Genomic DNA, 16,290 nt, shown 5'->3' with positions numbered 1-16,290 from the left:
GCAAGTCCGCCGTCGCCGACGGCCTGGTGGTCGCCTCCGGGCGTTCGCACCGGCATGTCGGCGCCATGGCCGACCACCTGCTGCGCGCCCTGAAGGACGAGGGCTACGGCCGCGCCCGCGTGGAGGGCCTGCCGCACTGCGACTGGGTGCTGATCGATACCGGCGACGTGATCATCCACCTGTTCCGCCCCGAGGTCCGCAGCTTCTACAACATCGAGAAGATCTGGGCGGTCGACAGCCCGCACAGGACCCAGGCCGGCGGGCAGGTCGTCTAGCGATCACGGTTATGGACTCGCGTCCTTTCGGATGATCCCATCGGCGTCGAAGGGAGATCCGCCATGTCCGAGACCCTGAGCCGCGACACCCTGGACGCGTCCGCCGCCGAGCTGGTCGAGGCCCTGGCCGGGCGCCGCGTCAGCGCCCTGGAGCTGGCCGAGGAGGCCATCGCCCGCATCGAGGCCCGCGACAAACCCATCAACGCCGTGGTGGTGCGCGACTTCGACCGCGCCCGCGAGGCCGCCCGCGCCGCCGACGCGGCCCTGGCCCGTGGAGAGCGCCGCCCACTGCTCGGCCTGCCGATGACGGTCAAGGAGTCCCACAACGTCGCGGGCCTGCCGACCAGCTGGGGCTTCGAGCACGCCAGGAGCTGGATCGCGCCCGCCGACTCCGTGGGCGTGGCCCGGCTGCGGGCCGCCGGCGCGGTGATCCTCGGCAAGACCAACATCCCCGTCGGCCTCGCCGACTGGCAGAGCGTCAATCCCATCTACGGCCGCACCAACAACCCCTACGACCTCGGCCGCTCGCCCGGCGGTTCGTCCGGCGGCGGCGCGGCGGCGCTGGCGGCCGGCATGGTCCCGCTGGAGTTCGGTTCCGACATCGGCGGCTCGATCCGCGTGCCGGCGGCCTTCTGCGGCGTCTACGGGCACAAGCCGTCCTTCGACCTGATCCCCGGCCGCGGCCACGCCCCGCCCGGCGTCGAGGGCCTCATGCCGCCGCTGGCCGTCGTAGGGCCGCTGGCCCGCACCGCCGCGGACCTGACCTTGGCGCTGGACGTCCTGGCCGGACCCGACCGCGAGCAGGCCACGGCCTATCGCCTGGAACTGCCGCCCGCGCGCCACCGGAGCCTCGGCGAGTTCCGGGTGCTGATGCTCGACCGCCATCCCGCGGCGCCGCTGGACGACGAGATCCGCACAACTCTGCACGCCGTCGCCGACCGGCTCGAAGCTCTGGGCGCCCAGGTCGCCCGGGACAGCGATCTGGTCCCCGACCTGGGCCCCGCGCACGAGCTCTACGTGAACCTGCTGGGCGTCGCGATGTCGCGCGGCGGCCCCGAGCCCTCCAAGGTCACCGCCCACGAATGGATGGCCCTGCTCGACGGCCAGCTGAAGGTGCGCCGCGCCTGGGCGCAGCTCTTCGAGAGCTTCGACGTGGTGCTGGCGCCGGCGTTCGGCGTGGCCGCCTTCCCGCACACCGACGCCCCGGGACCCGAACGCACACTGACCGTCGCCGGCGCGCCTACACCCTATTTCGCCCAGCTCGCCTGGCCGGGCCTGGCGACGCTCGCCAACCTGCCGGCGACCGCGGCGCCGATCGGCCAGACCCGCGACGGCCTGCCGATCGGCATGCAGATCATCGGCCCCTATCTGGAGGACCGCACGACCCTGGGCTTCGCCGAGCTGCTCGAGCGCGAGCTCGGCGGTTTCCGGCCGCCGCCGGGCCGCTAGCGGGGGGGCGCGGCTCGGCAACCCCCGCGCCATGACCGCGTTTGCATCGCGACCGAGGGTCGGTCCTCTGCGCCGGCGTCGGCGCGCAAATGCGGTTGCAGAACCCATGTCGCCCAGACTTCCGCTCATTCTGCTGGCCTGCGCCGGCGCCGCGGCGTTGAGCGCCTGCAAGCCGGATGGGAACCCTTCCGTGGCCGCCAACGGCGGCGCGCCCACCGCCTATTCCAGCGGCCTGCCCGATCCCGGCCCGCTCGACCCGACCGCCTCGCTGGCGGCGGTCAACGCCAACCCGCCGGCGCTCTACGACGGCTATGCGCTGGCCGAACGCGCCCACGCCTTCGACCGCGCCGTCTACCGCAAGCCGCCGGCCTACGGCTTCCGCTACCGCAACGCGCGCCCGCTGGTCTGGCGCACCGCCGACGACTACGCGATGTACGCCGAGCCGATCGGCGGCGGCTACCGCGACTACTACTATGCGCCGGGGGCCGACTATCCCTACTTCGTGCGCGATCCGCAGTACGCCTACGGCTACGGCCCGGACGGCGCCTTGGTCGCCGCCTACGACGCCTCAGGCGCGCTGCTGCCGGACGACCGGCTGTACCAGCTGGCCGCGATCGCCGGCCGCTACCTGATCGATGCCCGGGACCTTCGGCGCTACGGCCTCGACGACAGCTATCGCACCGTCATCGCCTACGACGACTGGACGCGCCTTGCGCCGGCCTACTACGCCTTCGAGGAGCCCTGGTATCTGGCCTACGACCGGCAGCCCGATTGGCTCGCCTGGCGCGCCCGTCACGGGCGTGACTTCGCCAGCTACTATCCGCGCGGCGGGTTCGACGGCTATGCCGCCTATGCCGAGCCGGGTCACGACAACGGCCGGCATCTGGGCTGGTACAAGCATGACCAGGGCGGCTGGCGGGGCGGGCCATCCTACGGGCGAGGGCGCCAGATCGCCTTCGCCGAGCCGGGACGTGGGAACGGTGGCGGCCAGGGCGGCGGCGCAGGCCACGGAGGCGGTGGCGGTGGCGGTGGCGGTGGCGGCGGGCATGGCGGCGGGCATGGCGGCGGCGAAAAACACGCCGAGGGACATGGCGGTGGCAACGGCCATGGCGGCGGCGGCCACGGGAACGGTCACGGCAAGCACTGACGAGGCTTCGCCCGGCTTGCGACCGCCCTCGCAGCGGCAACCTTATCTGTCTGAATCCGTTAGGGTTGCATGCCGAGGATCATCATCGTTTGCCCGACCACCGGCGCGGACGTCCCCACCGGACACCGCACCCAGGATTTCGACCTATCCGCGGTCGTCGAACCGAGATCATTCCGCTGCCCGGTCTGCCAGCGGGTGCATGCCTGGCGCGGCGACGATGCGCGCATCGAAGCCGGCCTGACGCCGGCCGCCGCGCGGCTAGCCGCCCTGCCCCAGTAGACTCAGTCTTCGGGCGATGGGGCCCCAAGGTCGTCCGTCGCCCGCCGAAATGCGCGCCTGATCGGCGGCAGGGCCTGGCCGTCGCGCCAGGCCATCACATGGGTCGCGCTGGCGTGGCCCCCCAGCACCAGCTCTCCCTGCGCGAAAGCCGCCTCGTCGCCCTTCAGCTCGAAGGCCTCGAAGCTGGTGGCCGTGCCGTCCTCCAGGCAGGGATAGAAGATGTACATCGGCATGTCGGCGCGTCTATCGGTCCGCGGATGAACGCAGGGTGACAAGGGTGACAGCTTCCGTTCAGCGGGACGCGCGCAACCTCAGCCTAGGGCGCTAATCCCGATCTCGCGCGTTGAAGGCTGTCATGCACCGCACCCTCCACCTGATCCCCGCCCTGGCCCTGGCCGTTTCCGCTCTCGCCGGCCCGTCGCTGGGCGCCTCTGCCCCCGAGCCCTCGGCGCGCGTCGCCGCGGCCTTCGGCAACACCGTCATGTCGATCTATCCCGACGGACGCTCGCAGAAGATCTGGCTGCAGCCGGACGGCACCTGGACGGGCCTCAGCCGCCGGGGCATTCCGCTGGCCGGCAAGTGGACCTTGAAGGGCGACAAGGTCTGTCTGCGCCAGTCCAAGCCCCCAACCCTGCCGATCAGCTTCTGCCAGGTCTTCCCCTCCGACCCCGAAACCGGCATCGACGCCAAGGATCTCACGGGCACGCCCATCCACCTGAAGCTGGTCAAGGGCCGCCCCCCCACGGCCCAGGGCTAAACCCTACCTCCCACGCGATGCCCCTGACCTTACCTTCCCCGTTCACGGGGAAGGGGGACCATCGGCCGAAGAGCCGATGGTGGAAGGGGCGAGACCGGGCTCGACGCTTGAACTCGCGCCGGGCCTCAGCGCTTGAGCTCGCCCCCTCCACCACTCGCTCTTCGGCGAGTGGTCCCCCTCCCCCGCTTCGCGTGGGAGGTAACGTCAGGCGCGACTTCGCAGGATTTCCAGGGCCGACAGCCTCGCCCCATCGGCCACGCCGTCGACGTCTTCGAACACAGACGAAGCGCCGACCCGCTGGACTCGAATTCCCGCCGAGCACGCCAGGCGTCCTGGCGCTCGTCGTGAGCGATCTGCTCGTCATCCCAGTGGGTCGATCCGTCGACCTCCACGGCGAGCTTCGCGGCCGGGCAATAGAAATCCAGGATGTAGGGACCCATCGGATGCTGCCGCCGGAAGACGGGCTGGTCCGGCAGACGTCGCCTCAGCCGAGACCAGAGCATGACCTCCGGCTCGGTCATCGCCTTCCTCAGCGCCCGACCGCGCTTGGTGGTCAGAATCGGCGATCGCATCTGAAAGCTAGCGCCCGCCGCCCGCGACAACCGGCGCCGCGCTCAGCGTCGGCGGGGGCTCGCCGGCCCGGTCACCCGCCTTCCACTGCGCCTCCACCGCACGCGCCACGCCCTGCATCAGGCGATGCCGCGCGGTTGGGCCCTGCCGGGTCTGGCGGACCATCACCGCGACCGCGAAGGTGCGCCCGTCCGGCGCGGTGAGCAGGCCCACGTCGTTGATCCCAACCGAGGCGCCGCGCCAGTCGGGGCCGGTGCCGGTCTTGTGGGCCAGGGTCCAGCCGGGCGCGAGGCCGGCCTTCAGCCGCAGCTGGCCGGTGCGCGCCTCGCCCATCAGTCCCAGCATGAAGTCCGTGGAGGCCCGGCTGAGCAGCTCGCCCCGCTTCAGAGCCGCCAGCGCCGTGACGATCCCCAGCGGCGTCGCCCCGTCCGGCGGGTCGGCGAGATAGGCCGCCAGCGCCTGGTCGCGGACGTCGTCCGGCAGCTGGGCGCGGGCCTGCTTGAAGATCCAGGTGACGCCGTACTCCGGCCGCCAGGTCAGGCCCGCGGTGCGGGTCTGCAGGTCGCGCTCGGTGCCGCCCACCGCCAGGCCCTGAAGGCCCTTCTCGGCCAGCGCCCGGGTCACGACGCCGGCGCCGCCGACCTCGCGGATCAGCCGGTCGTTGGCGGCGTTGTCGCTCTCGATCAGCGCATGGCGCAGCAGGTCGCTGAGCGTGATGGCCAGGCCATTGGGCCCGCGGATGCGGCTGGTCAGCGGCTGATAGAAGACCGAGCGGTCCTGCGGCAGCATCACCACCCACTGGTCGAGCTTGAGCTGGCCTTCGTCCACCGCCTGCAGCACCGCCAGCGCCACCCACAGCTTGGAGACGCTCTGCTGCGGGAACCGCTCCCGCCCGGCCACCTCGGCCGTCCAGCCCTGCGCCACGTCGCTTACCGCGATGCCCACCGGCTCGCCGTAGGCGTTCGCAAGATGGTCGAGCGCGGCCTGGAACTCAGCCGGGGCAGCCGGCGCGGGCTTGTCGGGGATCGGAGCCGGCGGGCCCCGGGTGTAGGCGACCTTCGGCGTCGCCACGTGGGCCGCGCCCACCCAGCCACCGGCGAACCCCACGGCCAACAGCAGCGCGGCCGCCGCTGCAAGCGTCCTCGGACGGGCCCGCGCCCAGCGCCACAGGCCGCCGGCGAACCGCTTCATGACAACTCAACGCGCATGGCTGTTATTCCATAACGCCTGGGGCGCAGATCGCCACTTTGGAATTCCTTGTCCCACGACTACATGCAGCCCATGACCGAAAAGACTCCTGTCACCGTCCTCACCGGCTATCTCGGCGCGGGCAAGACCACCCTGCTCAACCGCATCCTCTCCGAAGACCACGGCAAACGCTACGCCGTGATCGTCAATGAGTTCGGCGAGGTCGGCATCGACAACGACCTGATCGTCGGCGCCGACGAAGAGGTCTTCGAGATGAACAACGGCTGCGTCTGCTGCACGGTGCGCGGCGACCTGATCCGGGTGGTCTCGGGCCTGATGAAGCGCCAGACGCAGAAGACGGGGCGCGGCTTCGACGCGATCATCGTCGAGACTACCGGCCTCGCCGACCCCGGCCCGGTGGCCCAGACCTTCTTCGTCGACGAGGACGTGCGGGCCAAGACCCAGCTCGACAGCGTCACCACCGTGGTCGACGCCAAGCACCTGCCGCTCAGGCTCGCCGACTCCAGGGAGGCCGCCGAGCAGATCGCCTTCGCCGACCAGATCATCCTCAACAAGACCGACCTGGTCACCGAGGCCGAACTCGCCGACGTCGAACGCATGATCCGGCGGCTCAACCCGCTGGCCCCGATCCACCGCGCCCAGCGCTCGAACGTGCCGCTCGACCTGGTGCTCGGCCGCGGCTCCTTCGACCTGGCGCGCATCGAGCAGATCGAGCCCGACTTCCTCAATCCCGGGCACGGCGAGCCGGGCCACGTCCACGACGAGGATTGCGACCACGACCACCACGGCCACGACCATGGGCACGACATCGAGGCCAGCGGCATCCGCGGCGTCTCATTGACCACCGACAAGCCGCTCAACGGCAATCGGGTCACCGCCTGGCTGAACGAGGTGCTGCAGGTGCAGGGCCCCGACATCCTGCGCGCCAAGGGCATTCTCGACGTGGCCGGCGAGGACCGCCGCCTGGTGTTCCAGGCGGTGCATATGATCCTGGAGGGCGACTTCCAAGGGCTCTGGCGCGACGGGGCGGACCGTTCCTCGCGCCTGGTGTTCATCGGCCGCAACCTCGACGAGGCCAAGCTGCGCGCCGGTTTCGAGGGCTGTGTGGCCTGAGCGCTTCCCGGCTGACCTGGAACAGGTCAGACGATCAGGAAGCGCGACCAAGCAAGGATTCTAGCCTTCGGACGAAAGGTCGGAAACCAGCTGGCGAAGGCGGCAGGTGGCGATGACGTCGGGCCTGACGAGGCCGCAGCGCTCGCTGACGCGGCCTTCGCGCCATTCCAGCACCACCTCGTCGCCTTCCATGCGGTAGCGGCCGTGGTGCACCGCCGGCCCGACGGACACTTCGACGCGCGTCCAGGGCGGCTTTGCGCGGCGCTTTGTTCTGAAGAGCTTTCTGGCCATCGCCCCCGGATCGTGCGCCCCCCGGGTTTCAACACGATTAATGGCGACTCCTTACCTCCCGCGCAAGGCGGGGGAGGGGGACCACTCGCCGAAGAGCGAGTGGTGGAGGGGGAGCCCGGTCTCGCCCCTTCCACCATCGGCTCGGAGCCTGTCCTCGGGTCGACCTTCGGTCGAGCCCGGGGGGCCGATGGTCCCCCTTCCCCGTGAACGGGGAAGGCAAGAAAAAACCCGCCGGGTCTCCCCGGCGGGCTCGTTCGCTCGAAGCCTAAGCCCGGAGGCTCAGATCTCTTCGTTGATCAGGGCCACCTGGTAGAAGCCGTTGCCCTGCAGGGTGTTCATCACCTGCATGAAGTCGCCGTAGCGCACCTGCTTGTCGGCGCGGATGTAGACCCGCTGCTGGGTCGGCGGCAGGGTCGGATCGTCCGCCGCCAGCGTGCGCGACAGGTCCGCCGGCAAGGCGGGCAGGCTGGTCGGCTTTTCGCCGATGAACACGCCGCCGCCGGCCTGGATGTTGATCAGGATCGGTTCCTTCACCTTCGTGCCCGGAGGCGGCGGGATGGCCGGCGGCAGGTCGAGCTTGATCGACACCGTCGCGGCGGGGATCGCCACCATGAAGATGATAAGGAGCACCAGCATCACGTCCACGAAGGGCGTGACGTTGATGTCGCTGTTCTGGCCGAGGTCGAAGCGTCCGCCCCCTTGGCCGCCCAGCTTTGCACCCATGCGTAAATTCCTTCCCTGGGGCGGCCATCTCCGCCCGGTCGTTTAAGAGTCCGGTGACCATTGGCAAGCCGCCACGGCGTTGTAAAGCCCGAAGCGCCGATCTAGGGGAGGCCATGCCCGATGCCTCCCTATCGACCTTCGACGCCTACGTAACGGCGGTCTCGTTCGACGCCGCCGGCCGGGCGGTCTTCGCCCTGGGCGACGGGACTGTGCGCTTCCAGGGCGGGGCCTCGGTCCAGGCCCATGACGGCGCGATCCTGTCCGCAGCCCCGCACCCCTCGGGGGAGGGGCTGGTCACCGCCGGCGACGACGGCCGGGTGGTCTGGTCGCACGGCTCGGAGGCGGCAGAGATCGCCAGCCTGCCCGGCCGCTGGATCGACGCCGTGGCGGCGAGCTCCGCCTCCGGGCTGATCGCCTTCGCCGCCGGCCGCGACGTCCACGTCCGCGATGTCGCCGACGCGGCGTTTGCGCGCACCTTCGCCCACGAGAAGTCGGTGGCCGACCTGGCCTTCGAGCCCAAGGGGCGCCGGCTGGCCGCGGCCACCTACGGCGGCGCCTGGCTGTGGTACGCGCGTATCGACAGCCAGAAGCCCGCCCGGCTCGCCTGGGCCGGCAGCCATGTGGCGGTCGCCTGGAGCCCGGACGGCAAGTTCCTGATCAGCGCCATGCAGGAGAACCAGCTGCACGGCTGGCGGGTCGCCGACGAGAAGAACATGCGCATGGGCGGCTATCCGGCCAAGCCCAGGAGCCTGGCTTTCCTCAGCAAGGGCAATCTGCTGGCCACCTCCGGCGCCAACGGGGTGGTGGTCTGGCCCTTCGCCGGCGCCACCGGGCCGATGGGCAAGCAGGCCGCCGAGGTCGGCTACGATGAGGCCGCCATGGTGGTCCGCGTGGCCGGCGCGCCGGCCCTGCCCTGGGTCGCCGCCGGCCTCGACGACGGGCGCGTCTGGGCCTGTGACCTGACCGGCCAGCGGATCATCCCCCTCAAGGCCGAAAAGGGCGCCCCGGTCACCGCGCTCGCCATCACCCCCGACGCAAAAACTGTCGCCTGGGGCTGCGAGGACGGCGAGGCCGGCGTCGCCTCGGTCTCCTGACCCTCGGCCGACCGCCGCTACCACCCCATTCAACCGATCGAAGGAACCAGCACTTGGCGAGACAGTCACGATCCGGCGCGCGCCGCGGCGGCAATGCAGCGCTCCAGCTGGCGGCCGTCCGCCGCTTTCACAGCTATTTGGGGGTGTTCATCGCCCCCAGCGTGCTGTTCTTCGCCCTCACCGGCTCGCTGCAGCTCTTCACCCTGCACGAGGCGCACGGCGCCTATCGCCCGCCGGTGGTGATCGAGAAGCTGGGCAATCTGCACAAGGACCAGGTGTTCGCGGCCAAGCCCCAGCGCGCTGCGCCGGCCCCGAAGCGGGCTCGCCCGGCCACGGAAGAGCACCACGACGCCGGCCCGAAGACCGCCACCCTGGCGCTGAAGTGGTTCTTCCTGTTCGTGGCCATCAGCCTGGTGATCTCCACTAGCCTCGGGCTCTGGATGGCGCTGGCCCACGGCGCCAACCGCGGCCTGCTCTGGCTGCTGTTGCTGGCCGGCGCGGTGCTGCCGGTCGCGATCCTGCTGAGCTGAGGCGAGGGCGGCCCAGGCGGCCGCACGGCCGCCCGGCCGGCTGGCGCATCAAAAGCGCATAATTGCGGCCGCCTACGCCACTGCTAGCGTCCGCAAGCCTCCGCCACGGAGGCTTCATCGGGGGAACCGATATGAAGATGCTGACAGGCGCCGCATTCGCGGCCGCGATGGTGATCGGCTGTGCTACGGGCTCCGCCCAGGCGCAGACCGCCGAGCGTACCTACGACAACGGCCCGGTCTGGACCGTAGGCTACATCGAGACGAAGCCCGGCATGTTCGACGACTACATGGCCTACCTCGCCGGGCCCTGGAAGGCGCTGCAGGAGGCGGGCAAGAAGCGCGGCGACATCCTCGACTACAAGGTGCTGGCGGTGGACTCGCCCCGCGAGCACGAGTCCGATGTCATCCTGCTCATCGAATTCAAGAACATGGCCGTGTTCGACCGCTCCCTGGCCGAGCTCGAAAAGGACAACAACGCCGTGTTCGGCTCCAACCCGGCCAGCAACAAGGCCGCCGTGAAGCGCGAGGAGATCCGCGTCCTGCGCGGCGGCGTCACCGCGCGGGAACTCAGGTTGCTGAAGTAGTCGGGGTGGCGGCTCCCTCTCCTGGCGCCTGGCGCAGGGGGAGGGGCGCCGTTGGCCGTTCGCGACGATCAGGCCAAACCGCCAGAGGGGCGCGCCGGGCTTCGCTTGTCCGGCGCCCTCAGGCCGCCGCTTGGGCATCCTCCGGCGCGGGCGCGCGGACCGGCGCCCACGCCCGGCCGGCCGGTTCGACCGCGCCGGCGTAGCCGAAGTCGTGCCGCAGATACCCGGCCATCCGCCGTTCTAGGAGCTTGGCGTCGCCCGGGCCGTACCGCACCGCACGCCTGGCCTGGCGGTCGGGGGTGATGTCCTCGCCATAGTCGGGATCGAGGTTGGCGGCGACCGCGGCGCGGGACGACACCGCCATCGCGGCGGCGACGCCGGCGTCCCCGAGGTCGACGCCCCAGTGGGCCCAGATGCGGCGCACCCAGAGCTCCGGGTCCTGCTCCACATCCTCGTAGCGGACCACCATCACCGCTTCCGGGAAGATGCGTTTCAGCGCCCCCCAGCGGTTGAAGAAGCGGATGAACCACCACAGGTCGACGCCCTGCGCCGAGGGCGGCCGGGCGACGTAGGCGTCGAGGGGGCCAAGCTGCTTCGCCTCCCGCCACTTGAAGAAATAGGAGATCAGCGAGTCGGGGATGTCGCGCACCAGCACCACCACCGGCGTCAGGCGGACGATGCGCAACGCGCCCAGCAGCGCGACCAGCCGCGAGGGCATGTGGTGCGAGCTGCCGATCCTGGGCGCCTGGGGGAACCTGCGCCGATGGCGGGCGTGGCCGATGTAGACGTCGCTCTGCGGCCCGCTCGAATAGGCGGGCTTCGGCAGCGCCAGGTGCTCGGCGATGGCCGAGCTCAGCATGAACCGCAGCCAGTGGGTGCCGGAGTTGTGCCCGCTGATCAGGAAGCCGTCGAGCCGGTCCCCGTAGTGCAACAGGTGGAAGCGGGAGAGGTCGTCGCGCAGGTCGGCGACAAGCAGCGGCAGTCCGAAGTCGTCCTCGAAGTCGCGCATGTCGACACCCCCCTGATCCGGGACCGACTAAAGTTGATCTTTATGCCATTCTTATAGCGTTCTCATAAAATTGCATCTCTGAGCCGCAACATCCGGGACACCGGTCGCCACCCCGCCCCTCTGCGGCGCTCAAATCGCCTCATTGATTGCGGCTGGACACCCGGCCGCCCAGGTGAAGGCGGGTTTCCTTCTCCCGGAGGACGTCGAGCGGGCCGTGGCGGAGAATGTCGGGCTCTATGACTGCATCAAGGCCCGCGACCCCGCCGACCAGGGCTGCGCCTATCTCTATCTGCAGTGACCGCCCCATTTATCGAAAGTGCGGGGCCACACAACTAGGCGTCGCGTTCGCCCCGCCGGGCAGGCTCGGCGTCGAGGCCGTAGAACGCAGCGATGTCCGCGGCCTCGGCCATGCGGACCGCGCGCGAGACGTTGAGGCGGGTGAACAGGTGCGTCGCGCCGAGCTTGCCGGCCGCCGCCCCGTGGGTCGAGCGCGCCAGCGACAGGTCGTCGATCGCACCGGCCGTCAGCACGGTGAAGCCGCCCGGCTGCTCGCGGACGAAGGCGTAGTTGCCGGCCGTCGGCAGGTGCGAGGCGCCGACGGCCCACAGACGAAACCGGTAGGTCGCTCCCGACGGCCCCTTTAGGTCGATGATCTCTCGCATCAAGCTCCGCCATTCTGCGCCGCGGCGCCGTCGGTTGTGGCCGCGAGGCTGCGCCCTCGGCCGGGCTCAAACAACTGGACTAAGGGTCGCAAAGAGGCGAAGCCACGCAAGGCTACCACGGTGTTCCTATGCCCAACGTCGCATTCGTCAGCCCGAAGGGGGGCTCCGGAAAGACCACGGCGGCGCTGCTTCTGGCGCTCGGACTGGCGGAGCAGGGCCTTCGCGTCGCGCTGATCGACTCCGACCCGAACAAGCCCCTGCTGCAATGGGCGGCGCTGCCCGGCAAGCCTGACGGGATCACCGTCCACGCCGCGCCGACCATCCCGGACATCCGCGACGCCCTCAGGGAAGCCAGGCGCCATGAGCCTCAGTGGACGATCGTCGACACGGAGGGTTCCGTCCGCGGCGCGATGGTTTTCGCCGCCCTGCGCTTCGACCTCGTGGTGACGCCGCTGACCGGGTCGCAGCTCGACGTCGCCGAGGCGATCAAGGCGGCGCAGTTGGCCGAGGCCTTCGGCAGGCGCGGAGGCAAGCCGCTGCTCTTCCGATGTCTGGTGACGCGGGTCCCGGCGGCGCTGCGGCCCCGCTCCCTCAGGACCGTCGTCGAGCAGCTGCGCCGGCACGAGATCGGCATCCTGCCCACCGCCATCATCGAGAAGGAGGCGTTCCGCGACCTCTTCGCCCACGGCGGCGGCCTGGCCTCGCTCGAGGCGCGCGGCGTCTACGGTGTGGCCGCCGCGCATCACAACACCCGGGCCTACGTTGGCGACGTGGTCAGCGCGCTGGAGTCGGCCTAAAGCGCTTCGCGCGGCGCAACCGAACTCGCATTTCACCGTTCAGCGAACTAATTGCTCCATCGCGGGCGGTTGCGGGGTTCTGCCGTGAACGAGCTGGAGATTGTCATCGGCCGCCGCCTGCGGGTGCGGCGACTTCGACTGGGATTGTCCCTGGCCACGCTGGCGCGGGCCTGCGGCGTCACCTTTCAGCAGGTGCAGAAATACGAGACCGGCCAGTGCGCGATTTCCGCCACCCGGCTTTGGGCGCTGTCCCGGGTCCTGGACGTGGATATCAGCTATTTCTTCGAAGGATTGTCCCCTCAGGCGAATTCCGGGACGCCGCGCGCCCCACCGCAAGCGGGTGCGCGTGCTGATGCTGAACGGGCCGCGCCCAACAGGTTGTCGTCCCGCGGCGAAACCTAAGGGAATTCCGCATCGTTACAGCGCCATGCCCAGGTATTTCTTCCACACCGAGGACGGACGCCGCTTCCCCGACGAGGAGGGGACGGAGCTCGCGGACGCGGCGGCGGCGCGCGACGAGGCCGCGGCGATTTTCGGGGAGCTCCTGAAGGAGCGGCCGCAGGATCTGTGGCGGGGCGGCGGCCTGCGCCTGACGGTGACGGACGAGACGGGCCTGATCCTCTACGTCCTCGACATGAACGCCGTCGCCTCGCCGAGCGCCTCCGCGGCGGGTCGGGCTTAAGCACGGCGCCTATTCGAATCCGCGCAGCTCGCCCCACAGCTCGAAGCTGTCGCGACGCGCCTTCAGGGTGTTGATCGGATGCCCGGGGTCGCGATAGCCCAGCGCCATGCCCGAAAACACCATGTGGTCGTCCGGCAATCCCAGGAACGCCGCCACCGTCTTCGGATAGCGTGCCCAGTACTCCTGTGGACAGGTGTCCAGCCCGCGCTCCACGGCCAGCAGCATGACGCTCTGCATATACATGCCGAGGTCCGCCCATTGCGGGGGGCCGAGCTTGCGGTCCAGGCAGAAGAACAGTCCCACCGGCGCGCCGAAGAATTCGCCGTTGCGGGCCAGCTGCCGCAGCCGCGCCGGCCGGTCCTCGCGCGGGATCCCGATCGTCGCATAGAGATCCTCGCCGTTCTGGAAGCGCCGCGTACGGAACGGCTCCCAGAGGTTCGGCGGATAGACGTCGTACTCCGGCTCCTCCCCGAACGGATTGGCGGCCACCAGCGCCTTGAACTCGGCCAAGGGCTCGCCCGCCAGCCCATAGACCCGCCAGGGCTGCAGGTTGCCGCCCGACGGCGCCTGGGCCGCGCGGACCAGGATGTCGGCCACCGTCTCGCCGGCCACCGGGTCGGGCCGGAAGGCGCGGGTCGAGACGCGTCGGGCTACGGCTTCCGTAACGTCCATGGGCTGAGAGCTCCGGCTTGACGGCGTCGGGCGGCGGCCAGAGCGACATCCATATTGATGTCGCTCAAGACTTCAAAGAATCAGGCATTCTGATCGGAATGCCTGCGGGCAGTTCTCCACCACGCCCCAACGTCAAGGCAAGGACGGCCGCTTGGCCAGACGACCGCAACCCCAGCGACCGGCCAGACGCTCAGGCCTGCTTGGCGGCCTCATCCGCTGGACGCTGACCCTCCTCCTGGTGTTCGGCCTGATCGGCCCGATCGCCGTGGTCGCGGCCTACCGCGTCGTCCCGCCGCCGATGACCTGGCTGATGGTCGAGCGGATGTTCCAGGGCCACGGCTTCGACCGCCGCTGGGTCCCGCTCGACCGCATCTCGCCGCAGCTCGTGCGCAGCGTCATCGGCGCCGAGGACGCCCGCTTCTGCGAGCATCATGGTTTCGACTGGCTCGCCATCCAGAAGGCGATGAACCACAACGAGCAGCGGCCCGGCCGCATCCGCGGCGGCTCCACCATCAGCCAGCAGACCGCCAAGAACGTCTTCCTCTGGCCGCACCGCGACTGGGCGCGCAAGGGCCTCGAGACCTGGTTCACGGTGCTGATCGAGACCATCTGGGGCAAGCCCCGGATCATGGAGGTCTACCTGAACTCCATCGAATGGGGCCCGGGCGTCTATGGCGCGGAGGCTGCGGCGCAACACAACTTCCACCTCGGCGCCGACCAGCTCTCGCCCGCCCAGGCCGCCCGCCTCGCCGCCATCATCCCCAAGCCGCTCGCCTGGAAAGCCGCCCGCCCCGGCCCCTACATCCAGCGCCGCGGCGGCCACATCGCCGCCGCCGCCGGCACGGTCCGCCGCGACGGCCTGGCCGACTGCGTGCTGTAGGGGCGCTTAGAGCCCTGACGGGCGCGCCATGAAACCCTCTGGCCCGGCGGTTGCAACGGCCTGACCTAACGCGTCGGCCTGCCTCCAATTGGGACAGCCGGCGCCGGCCGCCGGCGCTCTCGGGCTTCGGCGGCCTTGGTGCGGCGCGCCGCACCAGCCCCAGGCGGACGGCTGCTCTCCTCGCCGCCTGTTCTAAGGAGCCCTCCAGCTCTGTGTTGCGTAAGCGCCGTCGGGTCCCCGCCCGGCGGCGCCCTCGCCTGCGCCGGACCCAACCCTGGCCCTCACTCATCCTCCGCCTCGTCCTCGTTCCGCCCGCGCAGCATCGGCCTGCGCCGAACCTCGCGGCTCTCGCCGGGCGCCAGCACCGTCCCGTCGGGCAGCGGCGCGTCGGAGAACCGCTTGACCACCACGACGAAGTCCCCGCCGGTCCCTTCCTCGTCGAACTCCCCCGGCTTCGTCCGCCCATACTTGCGCGGGGCGAGCACGCCCGCCGTCCAGCGCAGCTGCCCGAGCTTCACCTGGGTCGCATAGGCCGTCTCCGGCGTCACCGCGGAGGCGATCTCCCAGCCCAGGTCGCAGAACCGCTCGGCCTGGATGGCCCGCGCCTCGGCCATCAGCTTGGCGAAGTCGGGGTTGTGCTTGCGCCAGCGGTAGAAGGAGCCGAACGACGGCATCTGCGGGTCGCGGCAGATGGCCAGCACGCTCTCCCCCTCGCAGACCCGCTCGTAGAACGCCTGGGCGATGGTCGCGTCATAGATCGACGGCACGCCGTGATAGACCCGGCGCCCGCCCGCCGCCCGCGCCCGCGCCAGTTCCGCGCCGAATACCGGCAGGGTCTTGGCCCACCGCCGCAAGGTGTCGCGATCCGGCATGCCCGTGTCGCGGCAGATCGAGGCCTCCGTCTCCCCCGACGCCACCCGCTCGCAGATCGCCCGGCCCAGCGCCGCCGAGAACCGCACATAGCTCCGCCGGCCCGGCCGCGCGGGTAGATCGTCGTCCGTCATGGGAGATGTCCTGAAGCAGGAGGGTTTGGGCCGAACCTTACCTCCCCCGTTCACGGGGGAGGGGGACCATCTGCCAAAGAGCGGATGGTGGAGGGGGCGAGGCTCGCGCCGAATGTCACCACCTCACAAACTCCTCTTCCCCTCGCTTCGCGGGGGAGAGGAGGCGGGACACCAGGCGCAGTGATCAGCGCTACCCCAAAGCTACCTCAAACTGCGCGCGACTGCAAGAACAAATAGCGAACATCTCGATAGCCGCCGCCGCCACCCGTCTCGCTGGCGGGACATTGGGCAGGACCGGGCGGTATGCTCTCCTGTACCGCCTTCGCCTGCCGTCGGACATCGAGGACGAGACGTCATGAGCCGCCTGCCTGGCCACTTCGAACACCACCTGATCGCCCGCATCGGCTGGCTGCGCGCCGCGGTGCTGGGGGCCAACGACGGCATCGTCTCCACCGCCAGCCTGATCGTCGGGGTGGCCGCGGCCACCCCGGCGAAGGGCGGCGTCGTCCTGGCCGGAGCCGCCGGCCTCGTGGCCGGAGCCATGTCCATGGCGGCGGGCGAGT

General features: G+C 70.4%; 24 protein-coding genes. 15 read left to right on the top strand and 9 right to left on the bottom strand.

Features of this window, described 5'->3' with window-relative positions; genetic code table 11:
• The 4 genes from rsfS to JWP28_RS11845 all read left to right on the top strand — a co-directional run.
• Window positions 1–275: ribosome silencing factor (rsfS, locus tag JWP28_RS11860; RefSeq protein ID WP_299543100.1), on the top strand; the 275-nt coding region annotated here is incomplete at its 5' end.
• Window positions 276–338: 63 nt separating this feature from the next.
• Window positions 339–1,724: an amidase family protein gene (locus JWP28_RS11855; RefSeq protein WP_299543098.1), complete on the top strand. Its 1,386-nt coding sequence runs from the start codon at window positions 339–341 to the stop codon at window positions 1,722–1,724.
• A 106-nt stretch (window positions 1,725–1,830) separates the two neighbouring features.
• A complete protein-coding gene (locus JWP28_RS11850) occupies window positions 1,831–2,871 on the top strand; it encodes a hypothetical protein (RefSeq protein ID WP_299543097.1) in 1,041 nt (346 codons plus the stop codon).
• 69 nt (window positions 2,872–2,940) lie between these two features.
• Window positions 2,941–3,150 carry a hypothetical protein gene (locus tag JWP28_RS11845; RefSeq protein WP_299543095.1) on the top strand — a complete coding sequence of 70 codons (210 nt, stop codon included), beginning with the start codon at window positions 2,941–2,943 and terminating at the stop codon, window positions 3,148–3,150.
• Window positions 3,151–3,152: 2 nt separating this feature from the next.
• Here the strand turns inward: JWP28_RS11845 and JWP28_RS11840 are convergent, their stop codons facing one another.
• The gene (locus JWP28_RS11840; protein WP_299543094.1) at window positions 3,153–3,383 is read right to left on the bottom strand and encodes a hypothetical protein; all 231 of its coding nucleotides are present in this window, start codon (window positions 3,381–3,383) and stop codon (window positions 3,153–3,155) included.
• Window positions 3,384–3,505: 122 nt separating this feature from the next.
• On the opposite strand from JWP28_RS11840, the gene JWP28_RS11835 reads away from it, so the two are divergent.
• Window positions 3,506–3,907, top strand: a complete 402-nt coding sequence (locus tag JWP28_RS11835; protein WP_299543093.1) for a hypothetical protein — start codon at window positions 3,506–3,508, stop codon at window positions 3,905–3,907.
• A 125-nt stretch (window positions 3,908–4,032) separates the two neighbouring features.
• Here the strand turns inward: JWP28_RS11835 and JWP28_RS11830 are convergent, their stop codons facing one another.
• Both JWP28_RS11830 and JWP28_RS11825 read right to left on the bottom strand, forming a co-directional pair.
• A complete protein-coding gene (locus JWP28_RS11830) occupies window positions 4,033–4,410 on the bottom strand; it encodes a DUF559 domain-containing protein (protein WP_299543105.1) in 378 nt (125 codons plus the stop codon).
• Between the two features lie 76 nt (window positions 4,411–4,486).
• Window positions 4,487–5,668, bottom strand: a complete 1,182-nt coding sequence (locus JWP28_RS11825) for a serine hydrolase (protein WP_299543092.1) — start codon at window positions 5,666–5,668, stop codon at window positions 4,487–4,489.
• Between the two features lie 81 nt (window positions 5,669–5,749).
• Here JWP28_RS11825 and JWP28_RS11820 point away from each other — a divergent pair, with 81 nt between their 5' ends.
• A complete protein-coding gene (locus JWP28_RS11820; protein ID WP_299543104.1) occupies window positions 5,750–6,799 on the top strand; it encodes a GTP-binding protein in 1,050 nt (349 codons plus the stop codon).
• A 60-nt stretch (window positions 6,800–6,859) separates the two neighbouring features.
• On the opposite strand, the gene JWP28_RS11815 is transcribed toward JWP28_RS11820, so the two are convergent.
• Both JWP28_RS11815 and JWP28_RS11810 read right to left on the bottom strand, forming a co-directional pair.
• Window positions 6,860–7,030 (bottom strand): hypothetical protein, encoded by a 171-nt coding sequence (locus JWP28_RS11815; protein ID WP_299543091.1) that lies wholly within the window; start codon window positions 7,028–7,030, stop codon window positions 6,860–6,862.
• A 339-nt stretch (window positions 7,031–7,369) separates the two neighbouring features.
• On the bottom strand, window positions 7,370–7,813 hold the full coding sequence (locus JWP28_RS11810) for a biopolymer transporter ExbD (RefSeq protein WP_299543090.1): 444 nt from the start codon (window positions 7,811–7,813) through the stop codon (window positions 7,370–7,372).
• A gap of 113 nt (window positions 7,814–7,926) precedes the next feature.
• On the opposite strand from JWP28_RS11810, the gene JWP28_RS11805 reads away from it, so the two are divergent.
• The 3 genes from JWP28_RS11805 to JWP28_RS11795 all read left to right on the top strand — a co-directional run bounded on the left by JWP28_RS11805 (window position 7,927) and on the right by JWP28_RS11795 (window position 10,021).
• Window positions 7,927–8,907: a WD40 repeat domain-containing protein gene (locus JWP28_RS11805; protein WP_299543088.1), complete on the top strand. Its 981-nt coding sequence runs from the start codon at window positions 7,927–7,929 to the stop codon at window positions 8,905–8,907.
• A gap of 53 nt (window positions 8,908–8,960) precedes the next feature.
• On the top strand, window positions 8,961–9,437 hold the full coding sequence (locus JWP28_RS11800; RefSeq protein ID WP_299543087.1) for a hypothetical protein: 477 nt from the start codon (window positions 8,961–8,963) through the stop codon (window positions 9,435–9,437).
• Window positions 9,438–9,568: 131 nt separating this feature from the next.
• Window positions 9,569–10,021, top strand: coding sequence for a hypothetical protein (locus tag JWP28_RS11795; protein WP_299543085.1), 453 nt, complete (start codon window positions 9,569–9,571; stop codon window positions 10,019–10,021).
• 118 nt (window positions 10,022–10,139) lie between these two features.
• Here the strand turns inward: JWP28_RS11795 and JWP28_RS11790 are convergent, their stop codons facing one another.
• A complete protein-coding gene (locus tag JWP28_RS11790) occupies window positions 10,140–11,030 on the bottom strand; it encodes a sulfotransferase (RefSeq protein WP_299543083.1) in 891 nt (296 codons plus the stop codon).
• A gap of 142 nt (window positions 11,031–11,172) precedes the next feature.
• On the opposite strand from JWP28_RS11790, the gene JWP28_RS11785 reads away from it, so the two are divergent.
• Window positions 11,173–11,328 carry a hypothetical protein gene (locus JWP28_RS11785; protein WP_299543082.1) on the top strand — a complete coding sequence of 52 codons (156 nt, stop codon included), beginning with the start codon at window positions 11,173–11,175 and terminating at the stop codon, window positions 11,326–11,328.
• A gap of 34 nt (window positions 11,329–11,362) precedes the next feature.
• On the opposite strand, the gene JWP28_RS11780 is transcribed toward JWP28_RS11785, so the two are convergent.
• Window positions 11,363–11,692 (bottom strand): hypothetical protein, encoded by a 330-nt coding sequence (locus tag JWP28_RS11780; RefSeq protein ID WP_299543080.1) that lies wholly within the window; start codon window positions 11,690–11,692, stop codon window positions 11,363–11,365.
• Between the two features lie 128 nt (window positions 11,693–11,820).
• On the opposite strand from JWP28_RS11780, the gene JWP28_RS11775 reads away from it, so the two are divergent.
• The 3 genes from JWP28_RS11775 to JWP28_RS11765 all read left to right on the top strand — a co-directional run bounded on the left by JWP28_RS11775 (window position 11,821) and on the right by JWP28_RS11765 (window position 13,171).
• A complete protein-coding gene (locus JWP28_RS11775; protein ID WP_299543078.1) occupies window positions 11,821–12,489 on the top strand; it encodes a ParA family protein in 669 nt (222 codons plus the stop codon).
• Window positions 12,490–12,573: 84 nt separating this feature from the next.
• A complete protein-coding gene (locus JWP28_RS11770; RefSeq protein WP_299543076.1) occupies window positions 12,574–12,891 on the top strand; it encodes a helix-turn-helix transcriptional regulator in 318 nt (105 codons plus the stop codon).
• Window positions 12,892–12,916: 25 nt separating this feature from the next.
• Window positions 12,917–13,171: a hypothetical protein gene (locus JWP28_RS11765; RefSeq protein ID WP_299543074.1), complete on the top strand. Its 255-nt coding sequence runs from the start codon at window positions 12,917–12,919 to the stop codon at window positions 13,169–13,171.
• Between the two features lie 9 nt (window positions 13,172–13,180).
• On the opposite strand, the gene JWP28_RS11760 is transcribed toward JWP28_RS11765, so the two are convergent.
• Entirely contained in the window at window positions 13,181–13,843 is a 663-nt protein-coding gene (locus JWP28_RS11760; RefSeq protein ID WP_299543073.1) for a nitroreductase, read from the bottom strand.
• A gap of 196 nt (window positions 13,844–14,039) precedes the next feature.
• Here JWP28_RS11760 and mtgA point away from each other — a divergent pair, with 196 nt between their 5' ends.
• On the top strand, window positions 14,040–14,723 hold the full coding sequence (gene mtgA / locus JWP28_RS11755; protein ID WP_299543102.1) for a monofunctional biosynthetic peptidoglycan transglycosylase: 684 nt from the start codon (window positions 14,040–14,042) through the stop codon (window positions 14,721–14,723).
• A 281-nt stretch (window positions 14,724–15,004) separates the two neighbouring features.
• Here the strand turns inward: mtgA and JWP28_RS11750 are convergent, their stop codons facing one another.
• Window positions 15,005–15,727 (bottom strand): hypothetical protein, encoded by a 723-nt coding sequence (locus tag JWP28_RS11750; protein WP_299543072.1) that lies wholly within the window; start codon window positions 15,725–15,727, stop codon window positions 15,005–15,007.
• A 355-nt stretch (window positions 15,728–16,082) separates the two neighbouring features.
• On the opposite strand from JWP28_RS11750, the gene JWP28_RS11745 reads away from it, so the two are divergent.
• Window positions 16,083–16,290 (top strand): VIT1/CCC1 transporter family protein (locus JWP28_RS11745; RefSeq protein WP_299543070.1); only part of this gene is annotated, 208 nt, incomplete at its 3' end.

The sequence above is a fragment of the Phenylobacterium sp. genome (assembly GCF_028290885.1).
In the GTDB taxonomy this organism is placed as follows: Bacteria; Pseudomonadota; Alphaproteobacteria; order Caulobacterales; family Caulobacteraceae; genus Phenylobacterium.
The sequence above is the reverse complement of the archived record's forward strand: the minus strand, read 5'-3'. Positions and strand labels throughout refer to the sequence as shown.

Excerpts from the sequence above, each read along its gene's own strand:
- JWP28_RS11855 (WP_299543098.1), top strand. The coding sequence starts at position 339 with ATGTCCGAGACCCTGAGCCGCGACACCCTGGACGCGTCCGCCGCCGAG.
- JWP28_RS11850 (WP_299543097.1), top strand. The coding sequence starts at position 1,831 with ATGTCGCCCAGACTTCCGCTCATTCTGCTGGCCTGCGCCGGCGCCGCG.
- JWP28_RS11845 (WP_299543095.1), top strand. The coding sequence starts at position 2,941 with ATGCCGAGGATCATCATCGTTTGCCCGACCACCGGCGCGGACGTCCCC.
- JWP28_RS11840 (WP_299543094.1), bottom strand. The coding sequence starts at position 3,383 with ATGCCGATGTACATCTTCTATCCCTGCCTGGAGGACGGCACGGCCACC.
- JWP28_RS11835 (WP_299543093.1), top strand. The coding sequence starts at position 3,506 with ATGCACCGCACCCTCCACCTGATCCCCGCCCTGGCCCTGGCCGTTTCC.
- JWP28_RS11830 (WP_299543105.1), bottom strand. The coding sequence starts at position 4,410 with ATGCTCTGGTCTCGGCTGAGGCGACGTCTGCCGGACCAGCCCGTCTTC.
- JWP28_RS11825 (WP_299543092.1), bottom strand. The coding sequence starts at position 5,668 with ATGAAGCGGTTCGCCGGCGGCCTGTGGCGCTGGGCGCGGGCCCGTCCG.
- JWP28_RS11820 (WP_299543104.1), top strand. The coding sequence starts at position 5,750 with ATGCAGCCCATGACCGAAAAGACTCCTGTCACCGTCCTCACCGGCTAT.
- JWP28_RS11810 (WP_299543090.1), bottom strand. The coding sequence starts at position 7,813 with ATGGGTGCAAAGCTGGGCGGCCAAGGGGGCGGACGCTTCGACCTCGGC.
- JWP28_RS11805 (WP_299543088.1), top strand. The coding sequence starts at position 7,927 with ATGCCCGATGCCTCCCTATCGACCTTCGACGCCTACGTAACGGCGGTC.
- JWP28_RS11795 (WP_299543085.1), top strand. The coding sequence starts at position 9,569 with ATGAAGATGCTGACAGGCGCCGCATTCGCGGCCGCGATGGTGATCGGC.
- JWP28_RS11790 (WP_299543083.1), bottom strand. The coding sequence starts at position 11,030 with ATGCGCGACTTCGAGGACGACTTCGGACTGCCGCTGCTTGTCGCCGAC.
- JWP28_RS11780 (WP_299543080.1), bottom strand. The coding sequence starts at position 11,692 with ATGCGAGAGATCATCGACCTAAAGGGGCCGTCGGGAGCGACCTACCGG.
- JWP28_RS11775 (WP_299543078.1), top strand. The coding sequence starts at position 11,821 with ATGCCCAACGTCGCATTCGTCAGCCCGAAGGGGGGCTCCGGAAAGACC.
- JWP28_RS11765 (WP_299543074.1), top strand. The coding sequence starts at position 12,917 with ATGCCCAGGTATTTCTTCCACACCGAGGACGGACGCCGCTTCCCCGAC.
- JWP28_RS11760 (WP_299543073.1), bottom strand. The coding sequence starts at position 13,843 with ATGGACGTTACGGAAGCCGTAGCCCGACGCGTCTCGACCCGCGCCTTC.
- JWP28_RS11750 (WP_299543072.1), bottom strand. The coding sequence starts at position 15,727 with ATGACGGACGACGATCTACCCGCGCGGCCGGGCCGGCGGAGCTATGTG.